This is a genomic window from Cellulomonas sp. PS-H5 (genome assembly GCF_019265565.1).
Classification (GTDB): domain Bacteria; phylum Actinomycetota; class Actinomycetes; order Actinomycetales; family Cellulomonadaceae; genus Cellulomonas.
On record NZ_JAHVCI010000040.1, the window covers coordinates 1 to 23,420 of the forward strand.

Here is a 23,420-nt window from a genome sequence, read left to right on the forward strand (position 1 = left end):
CGGTCGCCCCGCCGGCGGGCGCCCGCGCCCGGTGACCCCCGGGCCCACCGCCCGCGCCCGCGCCGCCCGCGCCCGCGCCGCCCCCCGTCGCTCCCACCCCCGCGCGCGTCCCCACCGAGATGGCAACTCTCGGCTGCGTCGGAGGGCCTCGCGACAGCCGAGAGTTGCCATCTCGGCGACGGGGCGCCTGGGCGAACGACGACGGACCCACCCGCGCCGGCGTCGGTGCGGGTGGGTCCGTCGCGGCCTGCCGTCAGCTCGCCAGGATGCGCGCCTTCTGGTCGGCGAACTCCTCCGCCGTCAGCACGCCCTCGTCCCGCAGCCGCGCCAGGTCGCGCAGCTGCGCGATCCGCGCGTCCGCGGCGTCCTGCGCCGGCGACCCCGCGGGCACCGCCGGGTAGGGCGGCTCCTGGCTGTACCCCGGCGGGCCGTAGCCGGCCGGCACCGTGGCGCCGTACTGGGCCTGGGCCGCGCGGGCGTCCTGCTCCGCCCACCGGCCCTGCTGGCGCCGCTGCACCCGCCCCGACACCGCGCTCGCGGTCCCGGCGATCACGGCCGTCCTGGCCACCCCTCGCAGCAGTCCGGGCATGGTCCCCTCCTCGTCCCTCGTGTCCTGGTCGTGCCCCCGTGGTCCGGTCGCCGGCCGCGCCGGCGCCGCCTCACGCGTCCGTCGCGTCGAGCGCCGCGAGCAGCGCCTGCACCGGCACCCGCCCGCTGGCGACGAGCTGCCCGCCTCCGCGGCGCAGCGCCGAGGCGAACGGCGCCGCCCACGCGTTCTCGTACACGAGCACCCCGGCCGCCGCCCCGGGGGCGAGCGCCGCGGCCGCCTCCGCCAGGTCGTCGTCGCCGAGGAGACCGGACGACGCGCCCTCGAGCACGGTGACGTCGAAGTCGCCGGTGGCGTCCAGCTCGTGCAGGTCGATGCCCGTCACGGTGCCGTCGTCGGCCTTCGCGACGAACGCCAGGTCGAGGACCCGGACGACCCCGCGGTCGACCAGGTCCATCAGCAGCGGGAACGCCTCGCCGTCCAGGCGGTTCTCCGGGAACTCGACGACCAGGTAGTCCACCGGGCCCATGTCCTCGATCGCGGTCTCCACGACTGCCTCCTGCGCTCCGCGGCGCCCGGGACACCCCGGGCGGGGCCGCCCCCGCGAACCCGGTGCCTACGCTCGTCGGTGCTGGTCGGACGGGCATCACCCGCCGCGGGTGGGCGCCCGGAAACCGCCTTCGCCGAGGCGACCCGGGGGTATACGTTGCCGCCATGGGCTCCCCGGGGAGGGGCGCCGGACGAGAACTGCGCGAGCCACCGGGCAGGGGAACCGGGAGACTCGCCGTCCGGACGCCGGAGCAGCGCACCCTGCGACCGTCTGCTGCGCGCACGGTGCGGCGCCCCGCCGTGGACAAGCTGCTCGACGGGGACGGCGACGCCCGGCTCACCGTCGTGGCGGCCGGCGCCGGCTGGGGCAAGACCACCGCGGTGGCGACCTGGGCGGCGGCGCGGCCGGGCCCGGTGGCGTGGCTGTCGCTCGAGCCGCGGGACACCGTGCCGCAGGCGCTCGCCAGCCGGGTGCTGGACGCGCTGCGGACGAGCGGCGCCGTGCCCGCGGACCACGCGCTCGCCCGGCTGCGGGTGCCGCCGACGAGCACCCCGGCGTTCGTCGCGCGCTGGATGCGCGGCCTGGAGAGCCTGCCCGCCGAGTCGACCCTCGTGGTCGACGACCTCGACGTCGTGCGGCACCACACCGTGGTGCAGACGGTCCGTGACCTGCTCGCCGCGGACGTCCCGCTCCGGCTGCTCATCCTGAGCCGCTCGGAGCCGCCGGTGGCCCGCCGGGGCGCGACCCTCATCGCCGCGGAGGACCTCGCGTTCACCGCCTCGGACGTCCGCGCCCTCGGCGAGGTCGAGGGCGTCGACGTGACGCCGGAGCAGGCCCGGCTGGTCCTCGAGCGCACCCAGGGCTGGCCGACGGGCGTGCGGATCGCGCTGGGCCGGCTCGCGCGGCTGCAGGGGGTCGGCGAGCCGCCCACCGAGGAGGACGTGGCGGACGCGCTGGCCGACGACCGCGCGGTCGCCGACTACCTCGTCGACGAGGTGGTGGACCGCCAGCCCGACCCGGTTCGGGCGTTCCTGCTCCGGTCCAGCGTGGTCCCGACGTTCAGCCCGGAGCTCGCGCGTGCCCTGAGCCCCGGCGCCCCGCCCGGGCGGCTGCACGACGCGCTCGCGGCCGCGCACGACTTCGTCGGCCCGGTCGCGCCCGCCGGCGCCGCGCTGCGCTACCACCCGCTGCTGCGGGAGATCCTGCACACCACGCTCCGGGTCCGGGACCCCGAGGGGCACGAGGACGCGCACGCCTGCGCGGCCCGGTGGCTGCTGCGGCACGGCGACCCGGTCGCGGCGCTCGACCACGCCACCGAGGCCGAGGACGGCGAGCTGGTCGGCCGGGTGGTCGCCGAGGCGGCCGCGCCGCTGCTCGTCACGCCCAACCGGGAGGCCGTGCGGCAGGCGCTGCTCCGGCTGCCGTACGACGAGGCGCCGCCCGCCGCGTGGTCCGAGCTGTGCGCCGGTGCCCTCGCGCTGGTCGACCGCGCGTACCCGGCGTGCCGGGCACACGTGGCGCGGCTGCGGACCCTGGCGTCCCACGACGCCGCGCACGCGGGTCGACCGCCGGTGGCCGCCCGGGTCCTGGCCGACCTGCTCGACGCCGCGGCCGCCCGGGGAACCGGCGACATCGCCGGGCAGGGGAGCGGCGCCGTCGCCGCGCTCGAGTCGCTCGCGCAGGCGCCCTGGCCCTTCCCGGCGTACCTGCCGTACCTGCGCTCGGCCCACGACCTGCGCGGCGGTTCGCTGCTCTGGCAGGGCGACGCGGTCGGCGCGCACCGGGAGCTGGCCGCGTCGGTCGCCGAGGACCCGGACGCCGTCGACCTGACCTCGCTGAGCGCGCGCGCCGGCCTCGCGATGGCGCTCGGCGTGCTGGGCCGGCTGGACGCCGCCGAGCGGGCGGCCCGCGAGGCGGTCGACGTCGCGGTGGCGTCCGGCTGGACCGGGTACGCCCACGTCCGGCCCGCGTACGCCGCGCTCGCGTGGGTCGCGCTGCTCCGCGCCCGCTGGGCGGACGCCGACCGGGCCGTCGCGTACGGGCTCGCCGCGACCGACGCGGGCGACGACCCCTGGTGCGTCGCGACGCTGCACGCCGTGCAGGCGCTCGCGGCCCTGGCGCGCGGCCGGGTGCGGGCCGCCGCGCAGGCCCTCGCGGCCGAGCGGCCCCCCGGCCCGGTGCCGGCACTCGTCGCCGGGCTGCGGCTGCGGGCCGCCGCCGAGCTCGCGGCCCTCACGGGTTCCGACGCGGCCGTGGCCCCGGCGGACCCCCGGATCGCCTCCCCGCTCGACGCGCTCGTGGCCGCGCGCCGCGCGCGCGCCCGCGGCGACGCCCCGGCGGCCCTCCGGCACGCGCGGGTCGCCGCCGGGTGGGCGGCGGACACCGGGCAGGTGCTCACCCAGACCGAGGCGTGCCTGCTGCTCGCGGACCTCGCCGAGGAGCGCGGCGCCCCGCGCCTCGCCGACGACCTGGTGCGGCGGGCGCTCGCGGTCGCCGGCGCGGAGCGGGTGCTGCGGCCGTTCGTCGTCCCGGGCGCGGCGGGGCGCGCCGCCCTCACGCGGGTGCTCCCCGAGCGGTCCGACGCCCTGGCCGAGGCCCTGGTGGAGCACCTCGGTGCCCCCGCGCCGGCCGCCCCGGAGCCGGAGCCGCTGCCGGTCCCGCTCACCGACCGCGAGCTGAGCGTGCTGGCCGCGCTCCCCAGCATGGCGAGCAACACCGAGATCGCCGAGGAGCTGTTCGTCTCGGTGAACACGGTCAAGGCGCACCTGAAGTCGCTGTACCGCAAGCTCGACGTGCAGACGCGGCGGGCGGCGGTGGCGCGGGGGCGGTCGCTGGGCCTGCTGAGCTGACCGGACCCGCAGCGGACGCGCCGGGGGCTCAGTGGTGCAGCGCGTACTTCAGCGCCACCATCGCGACGCCCAGCAGCCCGATGCCCACGGAATTGGCCACCCGCGCGAACCCCCGGACACCGCCGGAGGTGGCCATGCGCCAGCCGACGCCGACGAGCAGTGCCGTGTTCGTGAGCAGCGCGACCCGCACCCCGGTGCCGGTCGGCACGTCGAGCAGGGCCTCCGCCAGCAGCACCGCGACCGGCACCAGGCACGCCGCGACGAGCGGGAGGCCGTCGGTGACGACCTCCCGCCGCTCCTCGCCGTGCAGGCTGCGCCCCAGCAGCGTCCGGGTCGCGGTCCAGTGCGCGTAGCTCTCCGCCGCCCAGTACACGAGGAGCGTGCCCAGCAGCGCGAGCGCCAGTCGCGCCAGCCCGATCGAGTCCGGGGCGGCCGCGAGCACCGACCCGGTCACGACCAGGCCGTACAGGTGCCCCGCCCGGCGCCGGACCAGCCGGGGCCGGGTCAGCGCCTCGGTGCCGGCCACGGCGGGCCGCTCAGCCGAACGTCTCGAGCAGCAGGCTCTTCTCGGCCTCGGTCAGGTTCGTCGCGACCAGCCGGGAGCCGAGACCGTGGAACCGCTCGCCGAGCCGGTCGAGGTCGCCGTCCTGCGTGACCGCCAGCAGCACGGACGTGCCCTCGGTGGTCTCGTCGCGGAGCTTGATCAGGTCCTTCTCGTCGATCCCGACGCCCTCGACCGACTTGGCCAGGGCCCCGATGCCCGCGCCGGCGGCCGCGCCGAGCAGCGGCACGAAGAACAGCCCGCCGACGAGCAGGCCCCACAGGGCACCCCAGCCCGCCGCGTGCTTCCCGCCCTCGTGGTGGTGGTGCAGCTCGGGGCGCTTCTCGCCCTCGGGCCAGGACACGACCGCCGAGTCGACGACCGTGACGATCCCCTCGCCCTGGGCGTCGCGCAGGGCGCCCCGCGCGCGCTCGGCGCCCTCGGGGGTGTCGAACTTCCAGGCCGTGAACGTCGTCATCGCTCGTCCTCCTCGTGCGGCGGCGTGCGGCGCGCCGGTCCGGGTCCGGGCACGGCGTGCCCGCACTGCACTGTCCCCCGGGCCGCGTGGCGACCGGCTCACCCGGGCGGGGTGAGAGTCCCCGAGCGGTGCGCGACCGGGGCCCCGTCCGCCCAGGCCAGCACGCGCAGCGCCCGCAGCGTGATCCAGCGGCTCGGCACGCCGACTCCGCCCTCCAGGGCGAAGTGCACCGCCCCCGGGTGCACCCGGTCGAGCGCCCACCGCCCGTCCGCCCGGCGCCGGGACCGCACGTGGGTGACCGCCTCGGCCGTCCGCGGGTCCGCCGGGGCGCCGGTGGCGCGCAGGTGGTCGAGTGCCCGGAGCACGTCGTAGTGCCAGTAGAACGGGAACGCCAGGTCGAGGTAGGCCGGGTCGACGACCTCGCCGATGCTGAGCCGGCGGAGCAGACCCCGCGCCAGCAGGTACTCCTCGCCGCGCAGCCGGGCCTCGCGAGCGGCGGTGACCCGGGCGGTGCCGGGGTCCGCGGCCGCGCGCTCGTACGCCAGCAGCCCCTCCAGCACGCACGCCGTGGTGTCGAACGACGACCGCACGGAGCCGTTCTCGGCCTCGCAGTTCCACCCGCCGTCGGCGAGCTGCTCCCCGAGGAGCCGGTCCACCACGCCGGAGACGTCGACCCCGAACACCGCACCGGCCTCGACCGTGCGGCCGTTGATGCACGGCTCGACCTCGCCGTCGAAGTACCGCTGGCCGTCGTGCTCCCACCGCCCGTTCCGGTCCACCAGCGCGATCGCCTCCCGCGCCTCGGGCGACGCCGGGTCGAGCCCGAGCAGGCCGAGCGTCTGGAGCGCGTGCATCGTGGCGGTCCAGGGCTGCCCGGGTGCCTCGCCCCGGTACCCCGCGGGGAAGCACGCGCCGCCGGCCCACAGCCCGTCGGGGTCGCGGGCGGCGAGCAGCCGGGCGCCCCAGCCCTCCCGGGCCACCCGCGCGCGCTCGGCGGCGACCGCGCCCGGAGGTGCGCCGGCCAGGTCGCGCATCGCCTGCCAGCGGATGGCCGGGTCGCCGTCGAGCAGCCACGCCAGGACGTCCATGCGGTCAGGCTAGGCGCGGGTCCCGACAGCCGCGTCCGCGCCGGACGGGCTGCGGGCGGGGCCGGGCGGCGGCGCGCCCAGCCGCAGGAACGCCCCCAGCTCGGCCAGCTGCGCCGGCGCGGCCGGCAGGTAGTCGGTGAGCCGCGGGGACCGCACGACCACGGCGGCCCACTTCCCCCGGGACAGCGCGACGTTCAGCCGGTTGCGGGACAGCAGGAACTCCATGCCGCGCGGCACGTCCTCGGGCGTCGACGCCGCGAGCGACACGAGCACGACCGGGGCCTCCTGCCCCTGGAACCGGTCGACCGTCCCCACCCGCACGCCGTCGAGCCCCGCCGCCGCCAGGGCGCGCGTCAGCGTCCAGACCTGCGCGTTGTACGCGGCGACGACCAGGACGTCCTCCGGGGCCAGCGGCCGGGTGGCCCCGTCCTCGGTCCAGGCGCGCCCGACCATCCCGCGGACCTCCGCGACGACGCGCTCGGCCTCCTCGACGCTCGACACGGCGTTGCCGTCGTGGTCGACCAGCACGGTGCGCACTCCCGCGGGCACGCCGTCGAGGTGCCGCGCCGCGGCGGAGGGCACCGCGTGCAGCCGCCCGTCGTAGGCCAGCTCCGACACCGGCGCGCACAACTCCGGGTGCATCCGCCAGGTGGCGTCGAGGAAGTAGCCGAGCTCCGCGGGCAGCGTGTCGTGCCCGTCGGTGAGCCAGCCCAGCGCGGAGGTGTCGACCGGCTCGGGGTGGTGCCCCTGGGACACCTGCGGCAGCTGCTGCGGGTCGCCGAGCAGCAGCAGGTTCCGGGCACCGGCGGACGCCGCGAACGTGTTCGCGAGCGAGAACTGGCCCGCCTCGTCGACCACGAGGAGGTCGAACCCGCCCTCCGGGAGCCGGTCGGGGTGCGTGACGTCCCACAGGGTGCCGCCGAGGACGAAGCCCCCGCGCTGGGCGGCGAGGAACCGCCCGAACGCGCCCGAGCCGGTCAGCGCGGTCCACGCCGGGGCCGCCGTCGCGCCCGGGCGGGGCTTCTTGCCGACGGCCGCCGGGTCCACCCCCGCCTCGACGACCTTCGCCAGCAGGTTCTCGACCACGGCGTGCGACTGCGCGACGACGCCGACCCGCCAGCCGTCGGCGACCAGCGCGGCGATCACGTGCGACCCGGTGTACGTCTTCCCGGTCCCCGGCGGGCCCTGCACCGCCAGGTAGGAGCCGTCGAGGTCCCGCAGGGCGGCGGTGATCGCGGCGACGGTGCCGCCCGGTCCGTCCGCCGGGACGGGCAGCGGTCGGCCGGACCGGGTGCGCGGCGGGAGCCGGCGCGCGAGGTCGAGGGCGGCCTGGTGGGGGACGGCGGGCAGCCCCGCCGCGACGCGCTCCGCCAGGCCGCGCAGGGCCGCCGTGATCGTCCCGGTCGGCGGGGGCGGCGTCGGGCCGAGGCCCATCGGCAGCCGGTCGTGCGGCGCCCACGCCGCCTGGAGCCGCTCGGACACCAGCAGCTCGTCGCGCGCGGCGGCGCCGTCGCCGGCCGAGGTCACGTCGAGGACGGTGAACCCCGGGGCGTACCCGCGGGTCGCGTGCCGGGGGACCTGCGCGTGCTCGGGCGCGGGGGCGTCGAACAGGCCGAAGCACGTCGCGCCCGCGCGCAGCTCGCTGCCGGGCTCCAGCCGCCCCGTCAGCCGCAGGACGCGCTGCTGCGTGCGGGCGCGCGGCGGGGTGTGCCAGTCCGTCACGACCTCGACCCGTTCCGCCACGAACGTCGAGCGCGGGTCGGTCCAGTCGGCGGGGTCGGCGGACAGCCGGTCGAAGTGTGCCCACCAGAACGGCTTCTGCTCGCGCCAGTGGTAGCCGAGGGCGGCGCCGAGCAGGGCGACGGCCTGCTGGTCCGGGGTGCGGCGGTGGGGGTCGGCCGTCCCGGTGCGCTGCGCGGGGTCGTCGGCGAACGCCGCCAGGGCCGCGACGAGGGCGTCGTGCTCGGGGGCGTCGTCGGCCGCACCGTCGTCGGCCGCCCCATCGCCGGGCGCGGCGACCGCCGGGACGTGCGGCCGCGGGTGCACCCCGGCGTCGGCCCCGCGCGCGAGCAGCCAGTCCCGCAGCAGGCGCGTCGACTCGCAGTCGTCCGCGTTGTAGTCGGCGATGGCCGCCAGCGCCGCGCGCCACCCGGCGTCGTCGCCCGCGTCCCGCAGCGCGCAGGCCCGGGCGTACTGGTCGATCGAGTCGCCCGCGGTGGTGACCTCGCCCGTGCGCGCCGCGGGCAGGTACAGCGGCTCGAGCTTCTTCAGCGACGACGAGCGCTGCCCGGTGCGCAGCGACCCGCGCACCGTCGCGTACAGGTCGACGAGCACCCCCGCCCGCAGCAGGTCGTCCACGTCCGCCTCGCCGACGCCGTGCCGCGCGGCCAGCCGGAGCAGGGCGGTCTTCTCGTACGGGGCGTAGTGGTAGACGTGCATCCCGGGGTGCGCGGCCCGGCGCTCGCGCACGTAGGCGAGGAAGTCGACGAGCGCCTGCTTCTCCTGCGCCCGGTCGTGCGCCCAGAACGCCCGGAACGGCGCGTCGGCGCCGGGGGAGGCGGGTGCCTCGACGAGCCCGAACAGGTACTCCAGGCCCCAGGTCGCGGGCTGCCCGTCGGGACCGACCTCCCCGGCGGAGTACAGCGGGTCGCCCTCGAAGTCGAAGAACACGTCGCCCGGGTCGGGGGCCGGCAGCGCCGCGATCGGTCCCGTGTCGAACACGTCGGCCAGGACCGACCCGTCCCCGTGGTCCTGCCGCGACTGCAGCGCCGCCTGCGCCCGCAGCGTCGCGAGGGTCCCGGTGCCGACCCCGTCGACGGGCTCCGTCCGCGCGGCCAGGTCCTCGATCGTGCGCACGCCGGCGTCCCGGAGCCGCGCGGCCTGGGTGGTGCGCACGCCCGCCACCAGCAGCACGTCGCGGCGCGCCTCGAGCTCCGGGGCGCACACGGCGCACCGCCCGCACGCCCGGTACCGCGGGTCGCCCCACGCGGCGGGCGCGTCGCCGGCGCGGTGCTCGTCGAGCAGCCGCTGCAGCCGGGCACGGCGGTCCCGGTAGACCGGAAGGAGGTCCCGGAGCCGGTGCCGGGTGGTGCGGCCGTCGCCGAGCACGAGCTCCGCGTGCTCGGTCAGGGGAATCCCGGCCGCCTCGAGCTGGTCCGCGTACGCCGCGACCTGGAGCAGCGCCGTGGGCCGCTCGTGCCGGGCGAGCTTGGCGTCGACGACCGTGTACCGCGGCTCGGGGTCGGCGGGGTCGCGCACCAGGAAGTCGGCGTACCCGGTGAACGTCCCGTCGAACAGCGCGGCCTGGCCGAGCACGTCCACGCCCCGGCGCAGGAGGCCCAGCGTGCGGTCGTGGGCGGCGGCGAGGCCGGCGGCCGTGCGGTCCTCGGGCCGGGGGAGCACCAGCACCCCGCGCCCGGTGCCTCCGTCGTAGGGGCCCAGCGCGGCCAGGTGCGCGTCGAGCAGGCGCCGCTCGTGCGCGGCCCCCAGCCGGCCGGCGCGGGCCGCGGTCGCGTCGACGGCGCGGGGGACCGCGGGGCCTCGGCCGAGCGCCGCGTCGAGCGCGCGGGCCACGGCGTACTGGCACGCCGCCGCCGCGCCGAGGTCGCTCGCGCTCAGGGCGAGCGCGCCGTCGTCGAGGATCTGCACGCCAGGAGGCTACGGGGCGCCGGGGACACGACACCGCCCGCCGCGGGGCGCAGAGGTCGTCAGGCCGGGCGCGGCCCGCCCGCTCGGCGCTCCTCGAGCCGACGCCGCAGGAGCAGGAACGGCAGCAGCCAGGTCGCCAGCGCCGTGACCAGCCAGACGATCACGACCGCCGCGATCCAGGTCGCCGCCCCGCCGTCGATCGTCAGCCCGCCGGTGAAGGTCGAGGCGACGAGCAGCGCGACGAACGTGGAGACGAGCCCGACGCCGCCGAGGAACGCGCTCGCGTACCGGTCGGCCATCTTCGCGATGAACGGCGACAGCACCGCCTGGGCGACGGTGAACACCAGGACCGCGGCCAGGAACCCGCTCGCGGTCAGGTGGAAGCCGTCGAGGAGGAGCGAAGCCACCCACAGCCCGAGGGCCGCCGAGCCGAGGAAGATCAGCAGCCGGATCAGGAAGATGATCATGGCGGGCTCCAGCGTCCGGGCGGGCCGCGCGGGTGCGGCGGCCCCTCCACCGTGGCGGCGGCGTCCGGCGGCGGCATCACCTCCGGGGGGTGACCAGTTCGACGCGGGTGGACCCCGGGGACGACGAAAGCCCCCGCGGATCTCTCCGCGGGGGCCTTCGTGCTGGTGGGCGATACTGGGATCGAACCAGTGACCTCTTCCGTGTCAGGGAAGCGCGCTACCGCTGCGCCAATCGCCCGGGTGTTGCTACTACGAGGTGGAGATGGGATTCGAACCCACGTATACGGCTTTGCAGGCCGCTGCCTCGCCTCTCGGCCACTCCACCCTGAGACCTCAGTCCTCAGCGACCGAAAGGCCGGCCGGGAGTGTCTGCCTCCGAGCGGACGACGGGATTCGAACCCGCGACCCTCACCTTGGCAAGGTGATGCTCTACCACTGAGCCACGTCCGCGCGCCTGTCCTGCCGGTTCTCACCGGCGTTCCTGGTGCGTCGAGAACATTAGCCGACTTCCGAGGCGGGAGTCCAATTGGCTGACCAGGGGCCCGAAGTCCCGCGTGATGACGCGGATCGGGCCTCTCAGCAGGGGTGTCGGGGGCTCCGGACGGCCGGGACCGGGTCGTGCGACCTGCGCCACACGCCTTCCCACGGACCGGGCGCGCGGCTGGCTAGCGTGGCCCCGTGCCGACTCCTCCCGCCGCCCCCGCGGCGCCGCCGACACCCGCCCCCGGCGTCGCCTGGTTCGGCGGGCGGCTGCTGCGCGACCCGGTCGAGCACGTCGCCGACGTGGCCCTGGAGCCCGCGCGGCTGCGCGCCCCGGGGCACTGGGTGCTCGTGGGTGACTTCGAGGGTCCGGTCGCCGCGTGGCGGTTCCGCGTCGCGGAGGACGCCGCCGGGGCGGCCGGCGCACGCGCCTGGCGCGGCCCCGACCCGGCCGCGTGGGCGACCTCGCTGGACGAGCGCGCCTACGTCGCCGCCGTGGCCGCGGTCCGTCACGCCGTGCGCGAGGGCGACGTCTACCAGGCGAACCTCTGCCGCGTGCTGGCGGCCCCGCTGCCGACCGACGGGGGTCGCGAGCCCGACGCTCGCGCCCTCGGCGCCCGGCTGGCCGTCGGCAACCCCGCGCCCTACGCCGGCGGCGTCCACGTGCCGGCCGGGGGAGCGGTGCCGCCGGTCTGGGTGGTCACGGCCTCGCCGGAGCTCTACCTCAAGGTCGAGGACGGCTGGGTCATTTCCGCGCCGATCAAGGGCACCGCGCCCACCGCCGACGGGCTGACCGCCAAGGACCGGGCCGAGAACGTGATGATCACGGACCTGGTGCGCAACGACCTGCAGCGCGTCTGCGAGCCGGGGACGGTCGAGGTGATGACGCTGCTCGGCGTCGAGGAGCACCCCGGGCTGGTGCACCTGGTGTCGACGGTGCGCGGGCGGCTGCGCGCCGACGTGCGGGACGGCGCGGACCTGTGGGCGCTGCTGCTGGGCGCGACGTTCCCGCCCGGGTCGGTGTCCGGGGCGCCGAAGTCGTCGGCGCTCGACCTGATCCGGCGGCTGGAGCCGGTGCCGCGCGGGCCGTACTGCGGGGCGGTGGGCCGGGTCGAGGTGGCGGAGGACGGCGGGGTGCGCGCGGAGCTCGCCGTCGGCATCCGGACGTTCGTGTGGCGGGACGGCGTGCTGCGGTTCGGCACCGGCGCGGGGATCACGTGGGGGAGCGACCCCGACGCGGAGTGGGCGGAGACGGAGCTCAAGGCCCGGCGGCTCGTCGGGCTGGCCTCGGGCGACGCGGGCCCGGTGGCAGGATGACCGCCGTGGCGAGCGTCCTGTGGGCCGGCGGCCGGCTGCGCGACCCGCGCGAGCCCGTCGTCGCGGGCACCGACCCCGGGTACGCGACCGGCCTCGGCCTGTTCGAGACGTGCGCGGTCGTCCGGGGCCGGGCCTTCGCGCTCACCCGGCACCTCGCGCGCCTGGCGGCCTCGGGCGCGGCGCTCGGCCTGCCGGTCGTCCCCGACCGCGAGGTCCGCGAGGCCGTCGCGGCGGTGCTCGCGGTGGGCGGCCCCGAGGTGGGCCGGCTCCGCATCACGGTGAGCCCGGGCGCGCCCGGCCCGGACGGCGAGGCCCCTGCGCCGCCCGCCCTCGTCGTCACCGCCGCCCCCGCGCCGGCCCGCGGCCCCGCGCACGTCGTCCGGTCCGCCTGGGTGCGCAACGAGCGGTCCCCGCTGGCCGGGCACAAGTCGACCTCCTACGCCGCGGACGTCCTGGCGATGGCGGCGGCGACCCGCGCAGGTGGGAACGAGGCGCTGCTGGCCAACACCCGCGGCGCGCTGTGCGAGGGCGCCACGTCCAACGTGCTCGTCGAGCGCGGCGGCGAGCTCCTGACCCCCGCGCTGTCCTCGGGCTGCCTGCCCGGCGTGACCCGCGCGCTGGCGCTGGCGTGGGCGGGGGAGGCCGGCCTGCCGGTCCGGGAGGCGGGCGAGGACGAGCTGCCGTGGTCGGTCGTCGAGGACGCGCGCCGCGGGGCGGCCGGCCTCGCGCTGGCGGGGTCGCTGCGCGGCGTCGTCGGCGTCGAGGCGGTCGAGGGCGCGCCGACGTCGGTCGGCCCGGTCACGGCCGAGCTGGCGCGGCTGTTCCGGGCGCGCGCCGAGGACGACCTGGACCCGTAGGCCCGGGTCGTCGGGGGCGACGGGTCAGGCGGTGAGCAGCGCCGCGATGAGGGCGGCGATCTCGCCCTCCATGCGGTCGCTCTCGGTGCCGAGCGCCACCAGCTGCTCGGTCGCGGTGAGGAACCGCTCGAGGGGCTCGGACGGGGACGCGAGCAGCGCGCTGCCCTCGATGCCCGTGAGCGAGATGAGGGTGAACATCGGGTCCTCGTCGCGCCACACCTGGACGTCGCCGCAGCCGGCGGGGTCCTCGGCGTCGGCGAGCATGCCCTGGAGCAGCAGCTCGCGGCCGAGCAGCCACACCGAGGTGGACTGCGGCGAGGTGAACACGGCGCGGACCGTGTAGGGGTCGCTCACGCGGTAGGACAGCTCCGCGGTGACAGGCAGGACGCTGGCATCGGAGCTGATGAGCTGCATGGCGACGGTCTCGACGACGTCGTACGAGCGCTGGGCCACCGCATCCTCCTTCACACACGTCTCGCGAGAAGACCATCATGACGCACGGGCCGCCAGGAGCGGAGGTCCGCGGCCGAACTTCACCCACCCGGACGCCTCACCCGGCGACCGGCCCGGACGACGCGGCGAGCCCCGCGGCACCGGCCGGCGCTCCACGAGCGGGGCGTCGCGCCGATTTCGGTTCCGCGCCCCCGGTCGGGTAATGTTCTCGTCTGCCGGGCGATTGGCGCAGTGGTAGCGCGCTTCGTTCACACCGAAGAGGTCACTGGTTCGAACCCAGTATCGCCCACCGGCTCGAAGGCCCCGGTCCCGTCGCGGACCGGGGCCTTCGTCGTGCCCGACCTCGTGCCCGACCTCGTGGCGGGCCCTCGACCGGGTGACCGGTCGGTAGCATCGACCCGGACCCCGCGCGCGAGGCGCGGGCCCGACCGGAGGAGACCCCGCAGTGTCCGAGCTCATCACCCTCACCGTCGACGGCACCAGCACCACGGCCGAGGCGGGGACCACGGGCACGGACCTGTTCGCCGCTCGCCGCGACGTGGTCGTCGTGCGGGTCGACGGGGACCTGCGGGACCTGTCCCGCCCGCTGCCCGACGGCGCGGTCGTCGAGGCCGTCACGGTCGACTCGCCGGACGGCCTGGCCGTGCTGCGCCACTCGGCGGCCCACGTGCTCGCGCAGGCGGTGCAGGAGGTCAACCCGAAGGCGAAGCTCGGCATCGGCCCGCCGGTGACCGACGGCTTCTACTACGACTTCGACGTCGAGGAGCCGTTCACCCCCGAGGACCTCAAGGCCCTCGAGAAGGTCATGTCCCGGATCGTCAAGGAGAACCAGACGTTCCGCCGGGTCGAGGTCACCGACGACGAGGCGCGCGCGCTGGCCGCGGACGAGCCGTACAAGCTCGAGCTGATCGGCCTCAAGTCGACCGCGGACACCGCGGGCGAGGGCGCGTCCGTCGAGGTCGGCGCCGGCGGCCTCACCTACTACCAGAACGTGCGCGGCGCGGGCCGGGAGTCCGAGACGGTCGTGTGGCAGGACCTGTGCCGCGGCCCGCACGTGCCCAGCACCAAGGTGCTCGGCAACGGCTTCCAGCTGACCCGGTCGGCGGCCGCCTACTGGCGCGGGTCGGAGAAGAACCCGCAGCTGCAGCGGATCTACGGCACGGCGTGGCCGACCAAGGACGAGCTGAAGGCGTACCTGGAGCGCGTGGCCGAGGCCGAGCGCCGCGACCACCGCCGGCTCGGCACCGAGCTCGACCTGTTCTCGTTCCCGGACGAGATCGGCTCGGGCCTGGCCGTGTTCCACCCCAAGGGCGGCATCATCCGGATGGAGATGGAGGAGTACAGCCGGCGCAAGCACGTCGAGGCCGGCTACTCGTTCGTCAACTCGCCGCACATCACCAAGCAGCAGCTGTTCGAGATCTCGGGCCACCTCGACTGGTACGCGGACGGGATGTACCCCCCGATGCAGCTGGACGAGGAGCGCGACGCCGAGGGCAACATCAAGCGCGCGGGGCAGAACTACTACCTCAAGCCGATGAACTGCCCGATGCACAACCTGATCTTCGACTCCCGAGGGCGCTCGTACCGCGAGCTGCCGCTGCGGCTGTTCGAGTTCGGCACGGTGTACCGGTACGAGAAGTCCGGCGTGGTGCACGGCCTGACCCGCGCCCGTGGCTTCACCCAGGACGACGCGCACATCTACTGCACGCGCGACCAGATGAAGGGCGAGCTCACCAGCCTGCTCACCTTCGTCCTCGACCTGCTCAAGGACTACGGCCTGGACGACTTCTACCTGGAGCTGTCCACCCGGAACCCCGAGAAGTCGGTCGGCGAGGACGCCGCGTGGGAGGAGGCGACCGAGACGCTGCGCCAGGTCGCCACCGAGTCCGGCCTGGAGCTCGTCCCGGACCCGGGCGGCGCCGCGTTCTACGGCCCGAAGATCTCCGTGCAGGCCAAGGACGCGATCGGCCGCACCTGGCAGATGTCGACGATCCAGCTCGACTTCAACCTGCCGGAGCGGTTCGACCTCGAGTACACGGCCGCGGACGGCACCCGGCAGCGCCCGGTGATGATCCACCGCGCGCTGTTCGGGTCGATCGAGCGGTTCTTCGCGGTGCTGACCGAGCACTACGCGGGGGCGTTCCCGGCCTGGCTCGCGCCGGTCCAGGTGCTCGCCGTGCCGGTCGCGGAGCCGTTCGAGCCGTACCTCGAGGACGTCGTGGCCCAGCTGCGCGCCCAGGGCATCCGCGCCGAGCTCGACCGGTCGAGCGACCGGTTCGGCAAGAAGATCCGCAACGCGAGCACGCAGAAGATCCCGTTCGTGCTGATCGCGGGCGGCGAGGACGCGGAGGCCGGCGCGGTGTCGTTCCGGTACCGGGACGGCCGCCAGGAGAACGGCGTGCCGGTCGCGGAGGCCGTGCAGCGCGTCGTGACCGCCGTGCGCGAGCACGCGCAGGTCTGACGCGGTGACGGCGCACGACGACGGCCCGGGGGAGCCGGCGGTGGAGGACGCCGCCGGCCTCCCCGGCGTGCCCGACGGCTTCGGCCGGCTGTGGACCCCGCACCGGATGGCCTACATCGGCGGGGAGAACAAGCCCGCCGACGGCGCCGAGGGCGACGGCTGCCCGTTCTGCCGCATCCCGTCGCTCTCCGACGAGGACGGCCTGGTCGTGGCGCGCGGCGCGGTCGCCTACGTCGTGCTCAACCTGTACCCGTACAACGGCGGCCACGTCCTCGTGGTCCCGTACCGGCACGTCGCCGACTACACGGACCTGACGGACGCCGAGGTCGCGGAGGTGGCCGAGCTGACCCGTACCGCGATGCGCGTGCTGCGCGAGGTCAGCGGCCCGCACGGCTTCAACCTGGGCATGAACCAGGGCGCCGTCGCCGGCGCGGGCATCGCGGCGCACCTGCACCAGCACGTGGTGCCGCGTTGGTCGGGCGACAGCAACTTCCTGCCGATCGTCGGCCGCACCCGGGCGCTGCCGGAGCTCCTGCACGACACCCGGGCGCGCCTCGCGGCGGCCTGGCCGGCGGGCGACGACCGCCCGGCCGGCGACCAGAAGGGATGACCGGCCCGTGCTGAACGGACTGCGAGGAGCCATGACACGGCTCTTCACCCCGGTGGCGGACGCGCTGCTCAAGCGCGGCGTCTCCCCGGACGCGGTGACCATCACCGGCACCGTCGCCGTCGTCGCGGCGGCCCTGTGGCTGTTCCCGGCGGGGCACTTCCTGGCGGCGAGCCTGGTCATCGCGTTCTTCGCGCTGACCGACAGCCTGGACGGGGTCATGGCGCGCCGCGCCGGCCGGTCCGGGCCGTGGGGGGCGTTCCTCGACTCGACGCTCGACCGGTTCGGCGACGCCGCGATCTTCTCCGGCCTCGTGCTGTGGTTCGTGCACGGCAGCGACTCGGCCTGGGCGGGCTGGGGCTCCGGTCTCGCGCTGGCGTGCCTGGTGCTCGGCGCGATCGTGCCGTACGCCCGGGCCCGCGCCGAGGGGCTCGGCATGACCGCCGCGGTCGGGATCGCCGAGCGCGCCGACCGGCTCGCGACGGTCCTGGTCGCGACAGCCCTCGTCGGCGTCGGCGTGCCCGAGCTCGTGCTGGTCGTGGTGCTGGGCCTGCTCGCCGCGGCGTCGTTCGTGACGGTCGTGCAGCGGGTGCTGACGGTCCGGCGCCAGGCGCTGGGGGCGGCGTGAGGCGCCCGCAGGTGGACGTCGCCCGGCTCTTCGCGTTCGCGTGGCGGGTCGTGGGCAAGGTCCCGGACCCGGTCGTGCGCGGTGCGTTCCGGCTGGTCGCCGACGTGGCGTGGCTGCGCCGCGGCGCGGGCGTCCGGCAGCTGGAGGCGAACCTCGTCCGGGTGCGGCCGCAGGCCCGCCCGGAGGAGGTGCGCCGGCTGAGCCTGCTCGGCATGCGCTCGTACATGCGCTACTACGGCGAGTCGTTCGCCCTGGTGGGCGCGAAGCCGGATCAGATCGACGCGCGCGTTCGCCTGGTCGACCCGGGCGAGGTCGTCGCGACGATGAACGAGGGCCGCATGGTCGTCATGGCGCTCGGGCACCTGGGCAACTGGGACCTCGCCGGCGCCTGGGCCACCCGCAACCTCGGCCGGACGGTCACCGTCGCCGAGCGGCTCAAGCCCGAGGCGCTCTTCCAGGAGTTCCTCCGGTTCCGCGAGGGCATCGGGCTCGAGATCATCCCGCTGGCCAACGGCGGGGGTGCGGGCGGCGGCGGGGTGTTCCGCGAGCTGGTCCGCGCGGCCCGGCAGCCCACGGCGGGCCTGATCCCGCTGCTCGCCGACCGCGACCTGACCGCCCGCGGCGTCGAGGTCGACCTGTTCGGCGAGCGCGCGCGGGTCGCCGCCGGCCCGGCCGCGCTGGCGGTGTCCACGGGCGCCCCGCTGTGCGCCACGTCGATCACCTACGAGCGGCTCACGGGCGCGCGCCGCCGCGCCGCCGGGACCGCGTGGGGCGTCGTCATCGAGTTCGGTCGGCTGCTGACCGTGCCCGACGACGTGCCGAGGGCCGATCGGGTCGCGGTGCTGACCCAGGCCTGGGTCGACGACCTCGGCCGCGGCATCGCCCGGGCCCCGCAGGACTGGCACATGCTGCAGAAGGTGTTCGTCGCGGACCTCGACCCCGAGCGGTACGCCAAGACCCTCGCGGCGGAGGCCGGGGGAGCCGCGCGGTGATCGCCGGCCTGGCCCCGGGACCGTCCCGGCCGCTGCGGGTCGGCATCGTCTGCCCCTACTCGTTCGACGTGCCCGGCGGCGTGCAGTTCCACGTCCGCGACCTCGCCGAGGCGCTGATCGGCCGCGGGCACAGCGTGTCGGTGCTGGCGCCCGCCGACGACGACACCCCGATCCCGGAGTACATGACGTCCGCGGGGAAGGCGGTGCCGGTCCGGTACAACGGCTCGGTCGCCCGGCTGGCGTTCGGCCCGATCACCGCGGCGAAGGTGCGCCGCTGGCTCGAGGCGGGGCAGTTCGACGTGCTGCACCTGCACGAGCCGGCCACGCCGTCGCTGAGCATGCTCGCGCTGTGGATCGCCGACGGCCCCGTGGTGGCGACGTTCCACTCGTCGCTGGTGCGGTCCCGGTCGCTGCAGATCGCCTACCCGCTGGTGCGGCAGTCGCTGGAGAAGATCGGCGCGCGGATCGCGGTGTCCGAGGACGCCCGCCGCACGCTCGTGGAGCACCTGGGCGGCGACGCCGTGGTGATCCCGAACGGCGTGTTCGTCGACGCGTTCCGCGGCACGCCGGCCGACGCGCGCTGGGCCGGCACCCCCGAGGCGCCCACGGTCGTCTTCCTGGGCCGGCTCGACGAGCCGCGCAAGGGGCTGCCCGTGCTGCTCGGCGCGGTGCCGGAGGTGCGCAGGGCGTTCCCCGGCGCCCGGTTCCTCGTGGCGGGGCGCGGCGACACGGGCCCGGCCGAGGTGCGCGAGCTGATCGGCGACGACGCGGACGCGGTGGAGTTCCTCGGCGGGATCAGCGACGAGGACAAGGCCCGGCTGCTCGCGTCGGCGGACGTGTACTGCGCGCCGCAGACCGGCGGCGAGTCGTTCGGCATCGTGCTGGTCGAGGCGATGAGCGCGGGCACCGCGGTGCTGGCGTCGGACCTCGGCGCGTTCCGCCGGGTGCTCGACGACGGCCAGGCCGGCGCGCTGTTCCGGACCGGCGACTCCGCCGACCTGGCGCGCGTGCTGGTCGGGCTGCTCTCCGACAGCGGGGAGCGGGCGCGGATCGCGGCGGCGGGCGAGGCCGCCGTCGCGCGGTACGACTGGTCGACGGTGACGCACCAGGTGCTGACCGTGTACGAGATGGCCGTCGAGGGCAGCGCGGCGCCGGTGGGCGAGGACCCGACCTCGCGGCGCGGCGCCCGGACGGCGCTGCGGCGCCTGCGCGGGGACGAGGGATGATCCGATGAGCTGGTCCGAGACCGCCGTGCTGGTGGTCGGGGTGCTGCTGGTCGTGCTGTGGTGGTCCTGGGTGGCCGCCTCGCGCATCGACCGGCTGCACCGCAAGGTCGCGGCGTCCCGCGCCGTGGTCGACACCCAGCTGCTCCGGCGCGCGTCGGCGGCGTCCACGCTGGCGGCGTCGGGCGTGCTCGACCCGGTGAGCTCGGTGCTCGTCGGCGAGGCGTCCTGGGCGTCGATCGCCGCGGGCAGCCCGCAGACCCAGGGCATGGCCCGGCTGCCCGCCGAGCTCCGCGGGCCGGAGCGGGTCGACCCGGCCACCGCGGACCGCGGGCTGGTCGAGTCCGAGCTGTCGGCGACCCTGCGCGAGGCCCTGGACGACCCCGAGGAGGTCGCGGCGCTGCGCGAGGAGCCCGGCGCGGCCGAGCTCATCGACGCGCTCGGGGACGCCTGGTACCGGGTGCAGCTCGCCCGCCGGTTCCACAACGAGGCCGTCGCCCAGGCGCAGCGGATGCGCCGGGGCTGGGCGGTGCGCACCCTCCGGCTGGCGGGGCGCGCGCCCATGCCGCAGACGCTCGAGCTGGACGACGCGTGGCCCGCCGCGCTCGGCCGGCCCGGGCAGCCGCCGGCCGCGGCCTGAGGCGCGGGACGCACCCGCGCGCCGGGTGTGGACGCACGCCGTCGGCGTCGCGCGGCGCGACTACGATGGGACCCGGAAACTCCCCTGAGCCGAACTGCGAGGACCTCCGTGACCACCGACACCACCCAGCCCACCACCGGCACCGACGTCCCCGCGGTGGGCACCGCCCGCGTGAAGCGCGGCATGGCGGAGATGCTCAAGGGCGGCGTGATCATGGACGTGGTCACCGCCGAGCAGGCCAAGATCGCCGAGGACGCCGGCGCGGTCGCCGTCATGGCGCTCGAGCGGGTGCCCGCCGACATCCGCGCCCAGGGCGGCGTCGCGCGCATGAGCGACCCGGACCTCATCGACGGCATCGTCAACACGGTGTCCATCCCGGTCATGGCGAAGGCCCGCATCGGCCACTTCGTCGAGGCGCAGGTGCTGCAGAGCCTCGGCGTGGACTACGTCGACGAGTCCGAGGTGCTCACCCCGGCCGACTACGCGCACCACATCGACAAGTGGCAGTTCACCGTGCCGTTCGTCTGCGGCGCGACCAACCTGGGCGAGGCGCTGCGCCGCATCACCGAGGGCGCGGCGATGATCCGCTCCAAGGGCGAGGCCGGGACCGGCGACGTGTCGAACGCGACCACCCACATGCGGACCATCCGCGACGAGATCCGCCGGCTGTCCTCGCTGCCCGAGGACGAGCTGTTCCTCGCCGCGAAGGAGCTGCAGGCGCCGTACGACCTCGTGGTCGAGGTGGCCCGCGCCGGCAAGCTGCCGGTCGTGCTGTTCACCGCGGGCGGCATCGCCACCCCCGCCGACGCGGCGATGATGCGCCAGCTCGGCGCCGAGGGCGTGTTCGTCGGCTCCGGCATCTTCAAGTCGGGCAACCCGGCGCAGCGCGCCGCGGCGATCGTCAAGGCCACCACCTTCTACGACGACCCGGACGTCATCGCGAAGGTCTCCCGCGGCCTGGGCGAGGCGATGGTCGGCATCAACGTGGACGACGTCCCGGTGCCGCACCGCCTGGCCGAGCGCGGCTGGTGACCCACCCCGTGCCGAGCGACGGCCCGTCGACCCCCGCGGGGGTCGACGGGCCGTCGCCGTCGGAGGCGCCGGTGACGACCACCGCGTCCTCGCTCGGCGCCGACTGGGTGCTGGGGGAGGACGGCCTGCGGTTCCGCCGGGCCGCGCGGGTGCTGCTGGTCGACGCCGAGGACCGCCTGCTGCTGGTCCGCGGGCACGACGTCGACCAGCCCGAGCGGTCCTGGTGGTTCACCGTCGGCGGCGGGATCGACCCGGGGGAGTCCGCGCGCGAGGCGGCGGTGCGCGAGGTCCGGGAGGAGACCGGCCTGCTGCTGGACGACGCCGCCCTCGTGGGCCCGGTGCTCACCCGGTCCGCGCTGTTCGACTTCTACGCCGAGCACTGCCGCCAGGACGAGGAGTTCTTCCTGGCGCGGGTCGCCGACGCGGTGGACACCGCGACGATCGCCCGAGACGGCTGGACCGAGGTCGAGCTGGACGTGCTGGACGAGCTGCGCTGGTGGCACCTGGACGAGCTGGCCGCCGAGACGCGCGAGGTGTTCCCCGAGGGCCTGCCGGACCTGGTCCGGCCGCTGCTGGCCGGCTGGGACGGGTCCGTGCGGCACCTCGGCCTGCAGCGCGACGACTGACGTTACCGGGGAGTAACGTCCGGGCCCGGTTCTCGGCTAGGGTCGGCCGGTGCCCATCTCGACCTCGCCCGTGACCCGCATGCACCGCAGCGGCATCCGCACCCTCATGGAGCTCGCCATGCGCGACCCGGAGGCGATCCGCCTGGAGATCGGCGAGCCCGACGTCCCCACTCCCGCGCACGTCGTCGCCGCGGCGGGCCGGGACGCCGCCGCGGGGCACACCGCGTACACGTCGAGCACCGGCACCCCCGAGCTGCGGGCCGCGCTGGCCGAGAAGGTGCGCCGGGTCAACGGCCTCGACGTCACCGCCTCGGACGTGGTCGTGACGCACGGCGCGATGCACGGGCTGGCCATGGCGATCAACGCGCTCGCCGGCCCGGGGGACCAGGTGCTGCTGCCCGACCCCGAGTTCCCGAACTGGCGGATGGCCGCCGTGGCCGCCGGGGTCGACGTCGCGACCTACCCGGCGCACGCCGCGAACGGCTTCGTGCCGACCCTCGAGGACATCGCCGCGGCGATCACGCCCGCCACGCGGGTGATCGTCGTCTGCTCGCCGAACAACCCCACCGGCGCGATGTACCCGCCGGAGCTGCTGGCCGGCGTCGTCGAGCTGGCCCGCGAGCGGGACCTGTGGGTGTTCTCGGACGAGTGCTACGAGGCGATCACCTTCGACCGCCCGCACGCCAGCCCCGCCGCCTTCGACACCGACGGCCGGGTGCTCACGTTCTTCAGCTTCTCCAAGACGTACGCGATGACCGGCTGGCGGCTCGGCTACGTCGTGTCCCGCGACCCGGGCGTGATCGACCTGCTCGGCCAGGTCGCCGAGGCGACCGTCGCCTGCCCGTCCTCGGTCAGCCAGCGGGCCGCGCTCGCCGCGCTGACCGGCCCGCAGGACGACGTGACCGCTGCGGTCGACTCGTACCGGGAGCGGCGCGACGCCGCGGTCGCGCTGCTGGACGCGCGCGCCATCCCGTCCGTGCGGCCGCAGGGCGCGTTCTACCTCATGGTCGACGTGTCGGCCGCGATGCGGGACTCCGAGGCGTTCGCGCTGCGGCTGCTCGCCGACCGGCACGTCTCGGTGTCCCCGGGGTCGGCGTTCGGGCCGGGCGGCGAGGGCATGGTGCGGGTGTCGCTGGCCGCCGAGCGCGGCGCGCTCCTCGAGGGCCTGTCGCGGCTGGCCGACGCGGTGGCGGACTGGTCGGGCGCGGGTCCGGTCGCGGCCGTCGGCGGCGGTGCGCTGGCCGGCGTCGCCGATTCGTAGGATGTGCGGGTGACCGCCACCCCCACCATCGGTGTCCTGGCCCTGCAGGGCGACGTCCGCGAGCACCTCGCCGCGCTGCGCGCGACCGGGGCCGAGGCCGTCCCGGTGCGCCGCGAGTCCGAGCTCGACGCCGTCGACGGCCTGGTGCTGCCCGGCGGCGAGTCGACGACGATCGACAAGCTGCTGCGCGCGTTCGACCTCGACGTGCCCGTGCGGAAGCGGCTCGAGGCAGGCATGCCCGCCTACGGGTCGTGCGCCGGGATGATCCTGCTCGCCGACCGGATCGTCGGCGGCATCGACGGGCAGCGCACCCTGGGCGGGCTCGACGTCACCGTGCGCCGCAACGCGTTCGGGCGCCAGGTCGACTCGTTCGAGACCGACCTGACCATCGACGGCGTCCCGGACAGCGCGGCGGACCCGGTGCACGCCGTGTTCATCCGCGCGCCCTGGGTCGACGAGGTCGGCCCGGCCGCGACCGCGCTCGCCCGCGTGGAGTCGGGGCCCGCCGCCGGTAGGATCGTCGCGGTGCGCCAGGGCTCGTTGCTCGCCACGTCCTTCCACCCGGAGGTGACGGGGGACACGCGGGTGCACCGGCTGTTCGTCGAGATCGTCCGCGACGCCCTGTGAGAGCGGGGGCGCGCTCCGCTGCCGGAGCGCGCCGCACCGCCGGCCCGG

The 23,420-nt window shown here is 76.5% G+C and carries 21 protein-coding genes and 4 tRNA genes; 14 read left to right on the top strand and 11 right to left on the bottom strand.

What is annotated here, in order from left to right; genetic code table 11:
• Nucleotides 1–253: 253 nt before the first annotated feature.
• Together J5O08_RS14530 and J5O08_RS14535 are read right to left on the bottom strand one after the other, a co-directional pair.
• Nucleotides 254–589, bottom strand: a complete 336-nt coding sequence (locus J5O08_RS14530) for an SHOCT domain-containing protein (protein WP_147793667.1) — start codon at nt 587–589, stop codon at nt 254–256.
• A gap of 70 nt (nt 590–659) precedes the next feature.
• On the bottom strand, nt 660–1,097 hold the full coding sequence (locus J5O08_RS14535) for a DUF6325 family protein (protein WP_246855118.1): 438 nt from the start codon (nt 1,095–1,097) through the stop codon (nt 660–662).
• A gap of 299 nt (nt 1,098–1,396) precedes the next feature.
• On the opposite strand from J5O08_RS14535, the gene J5O08_RS14540 reads away from it, so the two are divergent.
• Nucleotides 1,397–3,946: a LuxR C-terminal-related transcriptional regulator gene (locus J5O08_RS14540; protein ID WP_218707604.1), complete on the top strand. Its 2,550-nt coding sequence runs from the start codon at nt 1,397–1,399 to the stop codon at nt 3,944–3,946.
• A 28-nt stretch (nt 3,947–3,974) separates the two neighbouring features.
• On the opposite strand, the gene J5O08_RS14545 is transcribed toward J5O08_RS14540, so the two are convergent.
• The 8 genes from J5O08_RS14545 to J5O08_RS14580 all read right to left on the bottom strand — a co-directional run bounded on the left by J5O08_RS14545 (nt 3,975) and on the right by J5O08_RS14580 (nt 10,618).
• Nucleotides 3,975–4,472: a hypothetical protein gene (locus tag J5O08_RS14545; RefSeq protein WP_218707606.1), complete on the bottom strand. Its 498-nt coding sequence runs from the start codon at nt 4,470–4,472 to the stop codon at nt 3,975–3,977.
• Between the two features lie 10 nt (nt 4,473–4,482).
• Nucleotides 4,483–4,965 carry a DUF1269 domain-containing protein gene (locus J5O08_RS14550; protein WP_217616262.1) on the bottom strand — a complete coding sequence of 161 codons (483 nt, stop codon included), beginning with the start codon at nt 4,963–4,965 and terminating at the stop codon, nt 4,483–4,485.
• A 98-nt stretch (nt 4,966–5,063) separates the two neighbouring features.
• Nucleotides 5,064–6,053, bottom strand: a complete 990-nt coding sequence (locus tag J5O08_RS14555) for a hypothetical protein (protein WP_218707607.1) — start codon at nt 6,051–6,053, stop codon at nt 5,064–5,066.
• A gap of 9 nt (nt 6,054–6,062) precedes the next feature.
• Nucleotides 6,063–9,701, bottom strand: coding sequence for a TM0106 family RecB-like putative nuclease (locus J5O08_RS14560; RefSeq protein WP_218707608.1), 3,639 nt, complete (start codon nt 9,699–9,701; stop codon nt 6,063–6,065).
• A 59-nt stretch (nt 9,702–9,760) separates the two neighbouring features.
• The gene (locus tag J5O08_RS14565) at nt 9,761–10,168 is read right to left on the bottom strand and encodes a phage holin family protein (RefSeq protein WP_218707609.1); all 408 of its coding nucleotides are present in this window, start codon (nt 10,166–10,168) and stop codon (nt 9,761–9,763) included.
• A gap of 163 nt (nt 10,169–10,331) precedes the next feature.
• Nucleotides 10,332–10,406 (bottom strand) — tRNA-Val (locus J5O08_RS14570).
• Between the two features lie 16 nt (nt 10,407–10,422).
• Nucleotides 10,423–10,493 (bottom strand) — tRNA-Cys (locus J5O08_RS14575).
• Between the two features lie 53 nt (nt 10,494–10,546).
• Nucleotides 10,547–10,618, bottom strand: a tRNA-Gly gene (locus J5O08_RS14580).
• A gap of 228 nt (nt 10,619–10,846) precedes the next feature.
• Between J5O08_RS14580 and J5O08_RS14585 the strand changes: the two genes are divergently transcribed.
• On the top strand, nt 10,847–11,965 hold the full coding sequence (locus J5O08_RS14585) for a chorismate-binding protein (RefSeq protein WP_218707610.1): 1,119 nt from the start codon (nt 10,847–10,849) through the stop codon (nt 11,963–11,965).
• Nucleotides 11,962–12,822 carry an aminotransferase class IV gene (locus J5O08_RS14590; protein WP_255589933.1) on the top strand — a complete coding sequence of 287 codons (861 nt, stop codon included), beginning with the start codon at nt 11,962–11,964 and terminating at the stop codon, nt 12,820–12,822. Before J5O08_RS14585 ends, J5O08_RS14590 begins: the two co-directional genes overlap by 4 nt.
• A 24-nt stretch (nt 12,823–12,846) precedes the next feature.
• On the opposite strand, the gene J5O08_RS14595 is transcribed toward J5O08_RS14590, so the two are convergent.
• Nucleotides 12,847–13,275 carry an SsgA family sporulation/cell division regulator gene (locus J5O08_RS14595; RefSeq protein ID WP_147793659.1) on the bottom strand — a complete coding sequence of 143 codons (429 nt, stop codon included), beginning with the start codon at nt 13,273–13,275 and terminating at the stop codon, nt 12,847–12,849.
• A gap of 217 nt (nt 13,276–13,492) precedes the next feature.
• Between J5O08_RS14595 and J5O08_RS14600 the strand changes: the two genes are divergently transcribed.
• From J5O08_RS14600 to pdxT, 11 genes are all read left to right on the top strand, one after another.
• Nucleotides 13,493–13,564, top strand: a tRNA-Val gene (locus J5O08_RS14600).
• Nucleotides 13,565–13,720: 156 nt separating this feature from the next.
• Entirely contained in the window at nt 13,721–15,736 is a 2,016-nt protein-coding gene (gene thrS, locus J5O08_RS14605; protein WP_218707612.1) for a threonine--tRNA ligase, read from the top strand.
• Between the two features lie 4 nt (nt 15,737–15,740).
• Entirely contained in the window at nt 15,741–16,346 is a 606-nt protein-coding gene (locus tag J5O08_RS14610; RefSeq protein WP_308281635.1) for an HIT domain-containing protein, read from the top strand.
• Between the two features lie 7 nt (nt 16,347–16,353).
• Complete coding sequence (pgsA, locus tag J5O08_RS14615; RefSeq protein WP_218707613.1) at nt 16,354–16,971, top strand: phosphatidylinositol phosphate synthase; 618 nt, start codon at nt 16,354–16,356, stop codon at nt 16,969–16,971.
• Nucleotides 16,968–17,963, top strand: coding sequence for a phosphatidylinositol mannoside acyltransferase (locus J5O08_RS14620; RefSeq protein ID WP_218707614.1), 996 nt, complete (start codon nt 16,968–16,970; stop codon nt 17,961–17,963). Before pgsA ends, J5O08_RS14620 begins: the two co-directional genes overlap by 4 nt.
• A 32-nt stretch (nt 17,964–17,995) precedes the next feature.
• On the top strand, nt 17,996–19,189 hold the full coding sequence (locus J5O08_RS14625) for a glycosyltransferase family 4 protein (RefSeq protein ID WP_218707627.1): 1,194 nt from the start codon (nt 17,996–17,998) through the stop codon (nt 19,187–19,189).
• Between the two features lie 4 nt (nt 19,190–19,193).
• The gene (locus tag J5O08_RS14630; RefSeq protein WP_218707615.1) at nt 19,194–19,826 is read left to right on the top strand and encodes a hypothetical protein; all 633 of its coding nucleotides are present in this window, start codon (nt 19,194–19,196) and stop codon (nt 19,824–19,826) included.
• A 108-nt stretch (nt 19,827–19,934) separates the two neighbouring features.
• Entirely contained in the window at nt 19,935–20,858 is a 924-nt protein-coding gene (gene pdxS / locus J5O08_RS14635; protein ID WP_168216830.1) for a pyridoxal 5'-phosphate synthase lyase subunit PdxS, read from the top strand.
• A 71-nt stretch (nt 20,859–20,929) separates the two neighbouring features.
• Entirely contained in the window at nt 20,930–21,484 is a 555-nt protein-coding gene (locus J5O08_RS14640) for an NUDIX domain-containing protein (protein ID WP_308281636.1), read from the top strand.
• 49 nt (nt 21,485–21,533) lie between these two features.
• Nucleotides 21,534–22,745 (top strand): pyridoxal phosphate-dependent aminotransferase, encoded by a 1,212-nt coding sequence (locus J5O08_RS14645; RefSeq protein ID WP_308281637.1) that lies wholly within the window; start codon nt 21,534–21,536, stop codon nt 22,743–22,745.
• A 9-nt stretch (nt 22,746–22,754) separates the two neighbouring features.
• The gene (gene pdxT / locus J5O08_RS14650; RefSeq protein WP_147793653.1) at nt 22,755–23,372 is read left to right on the top strand and encodes a pyridoxal 5'-phosphate synthase glutaminase subunit PdxT; all 618 of its coding nucleotides are present in this window, start codon (nt 22,755–22,757) and stop codon (nt 23,370–23,372) included.
• The last annotated feature ends 48 nt before the right edge of the window (nt 23,373–23,420 follow it).

Bases quoted from the DNA above. Each gene is read 5' to 3' on its own strand.
- J5O08_RS14530 (WP_147793667.1), bottom strand. From the start codon at position 589: ATGCCCGGACTGCTGCGAGGGGTGGCCAGGACGGCCGTGATCGCCGGG.
- J5O08_RS14550 (WP_217616262.1), bottom strand. From the start codon at position 4,965: ATGACGACGTTCACGGCCTGGAAGTTCGACACCCCCGAGGGCGCCGAG.
- J5O08_RS14555 (WP_218707607.1), bottom strand. From the start codon at position 6,053: ATGGACGTCCTGGCGTGGCTGCTCGACGGCGACCCGGCCATCCGCTGG.
- J5O08_RS14565 (WP_218707609.1), bottom strand. From the start codon at position 10,168: ATGATCATCTTCCTGATCCGGCTGCTGATCTTCCTCGGCTCGGCGGCC.
- J5O08_RS14590 (WP_255589933.1), top strand. From the start codon at position 11,962: ATGACCGCCGTGGCGAGCGTCCTGTGGGCCGGCGGCCGGCTGCGCGAC.
- J5O08_RS14630 (WP_218707615.1), top strand. From the start codon at position 19,194: ATGAGCTGGTCCGAGACCGCCGTGCTGGTGGTCGGGGTGCTGCTGGTC.